At 70.8% G+C, this 8640-nt stretch carries 8 protein-coding genes; 6 read left to right on the forward strand and 2 right to left on the reverse strand.

The window, feature by feature from the left end:
• The 4 genes from ACFFNX_RS34235 to ACFFNX_RS34250 all read left to right on the forward strand — a co-directional run.
• The coding region (locus tag ACFFNX_RS34235) for a condensation domain-containing protein (RefSeq protein ID WP_378210052.1) at positions 1-1507 on the forward strand (1507 nt) is incomplete at its 5' end.
• Positions 1507-2652 carry a hypothetical protein gene (locus ACFFNX_RS34240; RefSeq protein WP_378210054.1) on the forward strand — a complete coding sequence of 382 codons (1146 nt, stop codon included), beginning with the start codon at positions 1507-1509 and terminating at the stop codon, positions 2650-2652. The genes ACFFNX_RS34235 and ACFFNX_RS34240, both read left to right, overlap by 1 nt.
• A complete protein-coding gene (locus tag ACFFNX_RS34245) occupies positions 2649-3830 on the forward strand; it encodes a GNAT family N-acetyltransferase (protein WP_378210056.1) in 1182 nt (393 codons plus the stop codon). Before ACFFNX_RS34240 ends, ACFFNX_RS34245 begins: the two co-directional genes overlap by 4 nt.
• 69 nt (positions 3831-3899) lie before the next feature.
• Entirely contained in the window at positions 3900-4805 is a 906-nt protein-coding gene (locus ACFFNX_RS34250) for a radical SAM protein (protein ID WP_378210058.1), read from the forward strand.
• A gap of 54 nt (positions 4806-4859) precedes the next feature.
• Here ACFFNX_RS34250 and ACFFNX_RS34255 read toward each other — a convergent pair whose 3' ends face one another.
• Complete coding sequence (locus ACFFNX_RS34255) at positions 4860-5462, reverse strand: LmbU family transcriptional regulator (RefSeq protein WP_378210060.1); 603 nt, start codon at positions 5460-5462, stop codon at positions 4860-4862.
• 473 nt (positions 5463-5935) lie between these two features.
• Between ACFFNX_RS34255 and ACFFNX_RS34260 the strand changes: the two genes are divergently transcribed.
• The gene (locus ACFFNX_RS34260; RefSeq protein ID WP_512699869.1) at positions 5936-7297 is read left to right on the forward strand and encodes a GAF domain-containing protein; all 1362 of its coding nucleotides are present in this window, start codon (positions 5936-5938) and stop codon (positions 7295-7297) included.
• Between the two features lie 30 nt (positions 7298-7327).
• On the opposite strand, the gene ACFFNX_RS34265 is transcribed toward ACFFNX_RS34260, so the two are convergent.
• Positions 7328-8164: a class II fructose-bisphosphate aldolase gene (locus ACFFNX_RS34265; RefSeq protein ID WP_378210063.1), complete on the reverse strand. Its 837-nt coding sequence runs from the start codon at positions 8162-8164 to the stop codon at positions 7328-7330.
• Positions 8165-8253: 89 nt separating this feature from the next.
• Between ACFFNX_RS34265 and ACFFNX_RS34270 the strand changes: the two genes are divergently transcribed.
• On the forward strand, positions 8254-8640 hold a 387-nt coding region (locus ACFFNX_RS34270), incomplete at its 3' end, for an FGGY family carbohydrate kinase (RefSeq protein WP_378210065.1).

The raw sequence follows: 8640 nt of genomic DNA on the forward strand, positions 1-8640 counted from the left end.
GATGCAGGTCGTGTCGCGGCTGCGCCGCCGGCTCGGCAGCGAGGTCTCGCTGCGTGCGCTGTTCGACACGCGCACGCCCGCGAGCCTCGCCGTCCACCTGGAGACGCTCGGCGAGCAGGGCGAGACGGCGCCGGTCCGGCCCGTCCGGCCCGCCGCGCCGGATCGGCCCCTGCCGGTGTCCTACGGCCAGGAGCGGCTCTGGGAGATCGACCGCAGGCAGCCGGGGGGCAGCTTCTTCAACTGCGTCGGGCCGCTCCGCATCCGCGGGCCGCTCGACCCGGCGGCCCTGCGGTCCGCCCTGGACGCCCTCGTCTCCCGCCACGAGGTGCTCCGGACCGCGTTCCGCGAGGAGAGCGGCACGCCGGTTCCGGTGATCTCGCCGGACGCCCGGGTGCCGTGGGAGACGACGGACCTCGGCGGCCTGGGCCGCGAAGAGGCGGAGGACGCGGTGTGCCGGGCGATCGCCGCCGAGGCGGCGCGGCCCTTCCCCCTCGTGACGCCGCCGATGGTGCGGGCGGTCCTTCTCACGATCGGGCCGCGAGAACACGTCCTCATCCTCACGTTCCACCACATCGTGATCGACGACTGGAGCGACGCCGTGCTGACCGCGGACGTCGCGGACCTCTACGCGGCCTACGCCGACGGACGCACGCCGCAGCTGCCGGAGCCGGCCATCCAGCACTCCGACTTCGCCCGCTGGCAGCGGGAGCGGTTCTCGGGCGACACGCTCTCCGAGCAGCTCGGCTGGTGGCGCGGGCGACTGGCCGGGCTCGAACTGCGGTCCGATCCTCCGCCCGACGTGCTCCCGCCGGACGAACCGACCTTCGCGGCGGGGGCCGTCCGGTGTACGCTCTCCGTCGGCCTGCGCCGTGACCTGCACGAGCTGTGCCTGCGCCACGGCCTGACCCCCTACATGGCGCTGCTGGCCGGTTTCGCGGTGCTGCTCCGCGCCGAGAGCGGCTCGGCGGATGTCTGCGTCGAGTCGCCGATGGCCAACCGGTCCCACTGGGAGACCGAGGGCCTCGTCGGCTACCTCGTCAACCCGGTGCTGATCCGCCTCGACCTGTCCGGAGAGCCCTCCCTGCGGACGCTGCTCGCCCGGGTGCGCGACACCTGCCTGGGCGTCTTCGCCCACCAGGGCGTCCCCTTCGGCCTGGTGGTGGACGAGCTGGCGGACGTACGCGACCTGTACCGCCGGCCGACGGCCAAGTTCATCCTCGAGACCGGCCCCGGGACCGTGCTCCGGCTGCCGGGCCTGGAGGTCGAACCACTGGAGGTGGCCAGCCCGCCACAGCTGAAGAACCCGTACCAGCTCACCGTGGCCGAGAGCGCGGACGGGCTCGGGGTCACCCTGTCCTTCAACACCGACCTCATCAGCGCCCCACGCGCGGAGCGGGCCCTCGCGTCGTACGAACGGCTCCTCGGGCTGATGACGGCGGGCGGGGAACACGAGGAACGCCTCCTTCCCGACCTGCTCCACCGACTTCGCGAGACGAGGACGGCCTGATGCTGCGATCGCTTCTCCCCGACGTCCCACCCGCCCGCCTGGAGGCGTACGCGGAGTTCTTCGCCTCCGCCGCCGACATCGCCCGCGTGCACGCCGACGAGGACGGCAGGGCGCTCGGCGAGCGGGCCCTCCCCCGGCCCCTGCGGGAGAAGACCGACGTCACGCTCAGGCGCTGCGGGTATCCGGGCTCGCGGCACGGGCGGCCGATGAACGTCTCGGGGCTCCGGACCGTCACCGCCCACTGGGACGTGGCCGTCCGCAGCGCGATCACACTGCGCCGCCGCCATCTGGAGCGAACCGGAATCGACCGGCTGCCATGGGTGCACGTCTGGCTGTTCGGGCGCACGCTCACCGCGGTTCCCGCGTTTCTCGTCCGCCGCGCGGGAGGCCGCGTCCAGGCCGTGCCGAATGAGGTCTCCGCGCTGTTCAAGCCCGCGATCGGCCTGTACATGACGGCCGAACGGGCACTGCTCGGCGGTATCGACCCGCTGGCCGTGCCGACGCCGTCGGAGTTCATCGCGGTGACCGAGGACTCGGGGGCCTTCCTGTCAGAGGACGCCGCCTGCTCCGGACCGCCCCACATGGTCCGTGAATGGGCCGAGGCCGTGTTGAACGGCGTGGGAACGGACGACGGCGCGGAGATGACACCGGCCGACGCGGAGCGGTTGCTCGACTACGGCGACGCGATCTCCCGAATGGAGCTGCTGAAGGTCCGCTACTTTCTGGAGACCCGCATTCAGCTGCGGCGATTCGCGCACTCTCTCGCGCCGGTCCCCGGCGAGCCGGGGACCGTGCCGATGGCGGCCAAGGGGTTCACGCTGGACGCCGGCGAACTGGAGGCATTCGCCCGGCTCGTGGCGGCGCTGAGCGACTCGCTCGGCCTCACGGCGCCGGCGCGGGCGGCCGGGGTCGAGGAGGCGATACGCGCGCAGGCCGCGTGGGCCGCGCTGTTCACCGAGCGGCAGGCGGAGGTGGACCGCGCGCTCGGCCGGTCGCCGACCCAGGAGTCCCCGCTCGGCCCGGCCGACCTGGCGCGCATGGCGGCCTATGTGGACACCACCTGGGATTCGGCGGGCCGCGCCGCGATCTACGACCTCGCGGCCCGGCTTCGTACGGCTGACGACGCGGAAACGGAGACCACGTGAAAGTCGAACATGTGACGTCGATGGCCGAGGTGCCGGCGGACTCGGCGATATTCGCCGGGTCCCACCTCTACAACGGCCACGCGTGGCTGTCGTTCTGCGAGCGGCACGACTACTCCAGACCGCATCATCTGGTCGGGCGGGACGACCAGGGACGGATCCTGGGAATGCTGCCCGCGTACGAGATCAGCAAGGAGGGGCATCCGCGGTACCGCCCGGGTGAGGCCCTCGCCGGAACGCTGCCGGAGTCGGCGCACCCGGACTCCCGCTGGTTCCCCGGGCTGGTGCTCGGCGCGCGTACCGGCAACCGGAACGGCCTGCTCGACGGCGACGGCCCGGCGGCCGAACGGACCCGGGTGCTGGGCGGCCTTCTCGACGAGGCGCTCGCGCTCGCCCGCGAGCAGGAGAGACGCGCGCTCTGGTATCTCTACCTCGACGTCGCCGAGGCCTCGCGGCTACGGGCGGCGTGGCCGCGTGCGGTGCCGCACTTCATCGACTTCGAACTGGTCATCCCGGTACCGGAGTCCTACGAGGCCTACCTCGCCGGCCTCAACAAGCTCCAGCGGCGCAACGTCGGACGCGAGAGGAAGGCGTTCGCCGAGAGTTCGCCCGAACTCGTCCGCGTCCCCTACGACGAGGACATCTGCCCGGTCATCGCCCCGCTCCTCGCCAAGCTGCAGGCCAAGCACGGCATGCCGCGGACCGTCGAGTGGCTCACCGAGCGACTGCGCCGGCAGGCGGTCGCGATGGCCGGAGCGGGAGAGGTGATCCTGCTGCGGCGCGACGGCCGGCTGGTGGCCTTCGTGCTGATGCTCGGCCACAGAAGCGGCCTGTACTGCATATCGGTGGGCATCGACTACGAACTCGCCGCCCGCAACGACTATTTCAACATCACCTACTACGAGCCGTTGAACGTGGCCCTGGAAAAAGGGGCCACCAGCATGTACGTGGGAATGGGAACGGCCGAGGCGAAACTGCGCCGCGGCGCGGTCCCGGTGCCCTTGTGGGGCCTGACCGAGATGCTCGATCCCGCCGCCGACATCCGGCGGGACGAGGTTGATCACCGCAACCGCCTCCGGCTCGCCGAGGCACGGGAGTGGTGTGCCGCCCGAGTTCAGCGCCCCATCGACGACCTGCTGTGGCAGCTACCGGACGCCGGCGCTCCGGACGCCGGAACGTAAGAGATGACCGGCGGTGGCATCCGAATCACTCACCGCCGATCGGCCGTCATCGGTAACAGGAGGCACATTGTGATCAAGGAAGTACTCGGCATCGAGCGCATTCGCATGCTTTACCTTCAGCTGCTTTACCGCTGCAACTTCGACTGCATCTTCTGCTATCACGGAGAACGGCTGAAATGGCGGGACGGCTACACGCTCACCGAGGCCAAGAACCTGCTCCACCTGCTGCGCACCGAATACGACCTGCAGGCCATCACCCTCCTGGGCGGCGAGCCGTTCGTCTACAAGAACCTCGCGGAGGTGCTCCGGTACTCCAAGGAGGACCTGGACCTCACGATCGACATCTGCACGAACGCCTACCGGATCGAAAAGCAGCTCCGGCAGTCCGGCCGGCACATCGACCTGCTGCGCGTGTCGCTGGACGGCATGGAGGAGCTGAACGACCGGCTGCGCCGGGAGGGAGGCTTCGCCTCCGCGATGCGCGGCCTGGAGCTGGCCCGCGAGCTGGGCGTCACCACCAGCGGCACCATGACGGTGAACTCCTGGAACGTCGACGACGTCATCCCCCTGGCGTACCGGTTGCAGGAGGCCGGCGTGAGCCGGCTCAACCTGCACAGTGTCCGCGTGGTGGGAAACGCCGAGGAGCATCCCGAACTGGCGCTCGACGCGCCCTCCTTCGCGCGGATCCACGAGGTGCTGGAGACGCTCAGGAACGCCGCCGACCTCCGGATCGAGCTGCGCCTGGACCCCGATCTGGAGACGGGGACCGTCGAGGGGGACAAGTCGTGTGAGATACCGATCGAGGGGGATCGGCTCGACCGGATCGAGGCCGATCCGCGCGGCGGGCTGAGCTGCTCCTGCTTCGCGGTCGGCAACGACCGGAACGCGTTCTGGTACGACAAGGCCGCGAACCGGATCGAGTACCGGCCCACGGACCAGGACGAGGTCGCCGCCTACCTCGCGGCGAAGGCGTAGGTTCGATGACCGGTCATGGGACTCGCGCAGAGCCCCATGACCGGTTTTGTCCTCTCAGCCGCCGTCATCCTTCCGGAGCGCCGCGATGGCGGCCTCGTCCAAGGCCTTGGAGACCCAGTAGGCCAGGTCCGAGCCGGACATCTCCGCCGCCTGCTCCCACCGCCGCTGCCGCTCCGAGTCGATGTTCATCTTGAGCACGAACGTCGACACCTCGTCCTCGTCCGGCGGCACGGGGCGGCCTCTCAACCGCCTCCGGAACTCGGTGACCGACCAGCCGTGACGCTCCGCACGGTCGAGCCACTCATCCTGTTCCTCGGCGACCAGCGTGACCACCTCGGCGTGGTGCTGCATGCTCAGCTTGTCCCGCCGACGGGACACCGGGAACGCACGGGCGATCCACGCATAGTTCCTCAAGGTCTGGTAAGAAAGGCCGGTCCGGTCGATCGCATGCCGATAACGATCGGGATAGGTCTCCCGCCCATAGATCAGCCAGTCGGCGAGCCACCATGCGGAAGCGTCCGAGATAACCGCTATCTCCTGCCCGACGCTCACCCACGAATCCAGCGACATCGCGTCGGGGAGAGTCAGGCTCGTTCGCCGGGTCAAGGCACGCTTGTCCAACGAGAGCCGCTTATCACCATTCGCAGCAAGTGTCATCGCCATCTTCTTTCTATCTACTGAGCACGTGCGGCAGAGGTCCACACGCCGATAGACGCCGCAGGCGCGGTGAATCGTGACACGGCTCCAGGACGCACCCCGCGCCCGAGGCCGGTGCGGGCCCCGGGATCGGAGGGTCCTGCCTGCTCGGCGCGGTATGCGCCGACCGCCGACGCGGGGCGGACGCCCCTTCTCCGGCGGTATCACGGCCAGCGGCCCAGGCGATCACGCGAGAGAAGGCGTCCGGCGTTCGAGAGGCGCCGCCGTGCGGCGCGCACAATTTCCCGGAAGGGCGGTCTTCGGGCGCCCTTTTCGAAACCGCGTTTCCCGACACACCACACGTACCCCCTTCATGCTCACAAATAGGAATTCTGGTCTGGCCGCGTACACCGTTCCAAGGTTTGGCAGGCGTTGCATCAGAGTTGCAGTGCACCGAACCGCGTTCTACTTTTAGCGGGATGGACAGCACATCGATGGCTCGAAACCGCGATATCGCCTTGTCCGGGGGCGACGCTCGCGGTGTGCGCGAGACGATCCGGGACTCTTGGCAACGCTCACGGCGCCACGGCGTCCGGCCCGACCGGCACCTGCCACCGATCGAACTGCGCGAGGACCTGGTCAGCGATCTGCGGCGGGAACACCCGCTGGCCCGGGTCTGGCCCATGCTGTGCGACACCATGCGCTCGGTGACGTCCGAGGCGGGCAATCTGATCTTCGCCAGTGACGCCGACGGCCGTCTCCTGTGGATGGACGGCTCCAACGCCGACCTGCGCCGGGCCGAGCGCGTCAACCTCGTACTGGGCGCGCGCTGGAGCGAGGAGGCCGCCGGTACGAGCGGTGTCGGCACCGCGCTGGCCCTGCGCCGCCCGTTCCAGGTGCAGGGTTCGGAGCACTACCTGTCCGCCGTCACCGCCTACACCTGTACGGCCGCGCCGATCCGCGACCCGACGACCGGAGCGCCCCTCGGGACCATCGACCTCACCCACGCGACGAAGCAGTCCGACGCACTGGTGCTGTCCCTGATGACGACGGTGGCCAGGCTCGCCGAGGCCGAGCTGCGCACGATCGCGTTGCAGCAACAGGCACGGACGCACGCCCGGTACGGCGAGCGCCTCTCCCGCCGGTCCGGTACGCACAGCGCTCTCGTGACCGCGGACGGGCAGGTCGTGCACGCGGCCCCCCAGGGATGGCTGCCCGCACGGCTGCCGGCCGCGCTCGAGGAGGGCGAGATCGTCCTCCCGACGGGTCAGTCCATGATCGTCGAACGGCTCGCGCCGGGCGGTCCGTTCCTTCTCGTCGCCCAGGAGGCCGACGCCGACCCGGCCCTCTCGCTGGAGGCGCTCGGCCGCGACCGGGCACGGCTGCGGGTCGCGGGCATGACACACGACCTCGGCGGACGGCACAGCGAGCTGCTCACCGTGCTGATCGCCAATCCGGGCGGCCTCAGCGCCGACGAGCTCAGACGCGAAGTGTACGGAGACGCGGGAAAGGCCGTGACGCTGCGAGCCGAGCTCACCCGGCTCCGCTCGGTCCTGGGCCACCGGCTCGCGTCGGAGCCCTACCGGCTCACCGGCCAGGTCGCCGCCGATTTCCTCGACCTGGACGCCGCCCTGGCCACGGGCGCTCCCTCCGCGCTCCTCGACCGCTATCCCGGTCCGCTGCTGCCCATGTCGGCGGCCCCGGGCGTGGTCATGCTCCGCACCCGCCTCCACGAACGGCTCCGGGCCCGGCTGCTCGCGGCGGGCGACGTCGACAGCCTGCTCCGATGGACCAACACCCGCCACGGCCAGGCCGACGCGGGCGCCATCCAGTCACTCCGCCGCCTGCACGGGTAGGTCCGTACCCCACCTTCGAAGGTCTCCGGGTCACCCGCCGGAGACGGTGCGGAGGATGCCGGCGACCGCGGCGGCCACTCCGTCGCGTGCGGGACGGAGGTACCTGCGGGGGTCGGTCAGGCCGGGGTCGGCGAGCGCGTCACGCACGGCGGCGGTGAAGGCCACGTTGAGCTGGGTGCCTACGTTGATCTTGGTGAGCCCGGCGGCGACGGCCTGCCGCAGGTCATCGTCCAGGACGCCGCTGGATCCGTGCAGCACGAGCGGGACCGGCACGGCGGCGCGGATCTCGTCGATCAGGCCGATGTCGAGGCGCGCGGACTTGACGGTCATCGCGTGCGAGCTGCCGACCGCGACGGCGAGGGCGTCGACTCCGGTGCCGGAGACGTACTCCGCCGCCTCGGCCGGCTTCGTGCGCGCGGTCGGCGAGTGCACGCCGTCCTTGCCGCCGACCTCGCCGAGTTCGGCCTCGATCCAGAGGCCGTTGGCGTGGGACCAGTCGGCCGCCGAGCGGGTGGCGGCGACGTTGTCGGCATAGCCGAGCCGCGACGCGTCGTACATCACCGAGCCGAAGCCCGCGTCCGCGGCCCGGTGCAGCAGGTCGAGGTCGTCGACGTGGTCGAGGTGCAGGGCGACCGGAACACCGGCGGTCTCGGCGAGGCGGGCGCAGGCCGCCGCGAGCGGCTCGGCCCGGCCGCCGTGGTAGCGGACCGCGTTCTGGCTGATCTGGAGGATCACCGGGGCGCCCGCCAGCTCTCCACCGGCGACGATGCCCTCGGCGTGCTCAACGGTGATCACGTTGAACGCTCCGACGCCGCGGCCGGCGTCGCGCGCCGCGTCGACCAGCGCGCCGGTACCCGTCAGTGACACACGGCCTCCATCGAGAAAAGAGCTCTGAACTGGGGGTTGACGATCCCAACGAGTCCCAACTATAACCATGTAATCCCGAATTAACCAGGATGAAACGCAACTTCGATTGGTGGCTCACCGTGCCCGACCTGCTGGTTGGCCTCGATGTGGGGACCAGTGCCGTCAAGGCCGCCGTCTGTACGGCCGAAGGCCGGGAGCTCGCCCACGGAAGCGCTCCGCTCGCCTGGCGCACCACGTCTCTCGGGACCGAGACCGACCCCGAGCGGGTGCTGTCCACGGTACGTGCCGCTCTCGCCGACGCGCTGGCGCGGGCTCCCGAAGGCCAGGTCATCGGCCTGGGCGTGGCCGGCATGGCCGAGGCCGGGGTGCTCCTCGGGCCGGACGGCCGGCCGGTCGCGCCGCTCATCGCCTGGCACGACAGCCGCGACCGCGCACAGGCCGCACGGCTGGTGGCCGACCTCGGCGAGAAGGAGTCC

The organism is Actinoallomurus acaciae, assembly GCF_042429965.1.
Lineage (GTDB): Bacteria > Actinomycetota > Actinomycetes > Streptosporangiales > Streptosporangiaceae > Actinoallomurus > Actinoallomurus acaciae.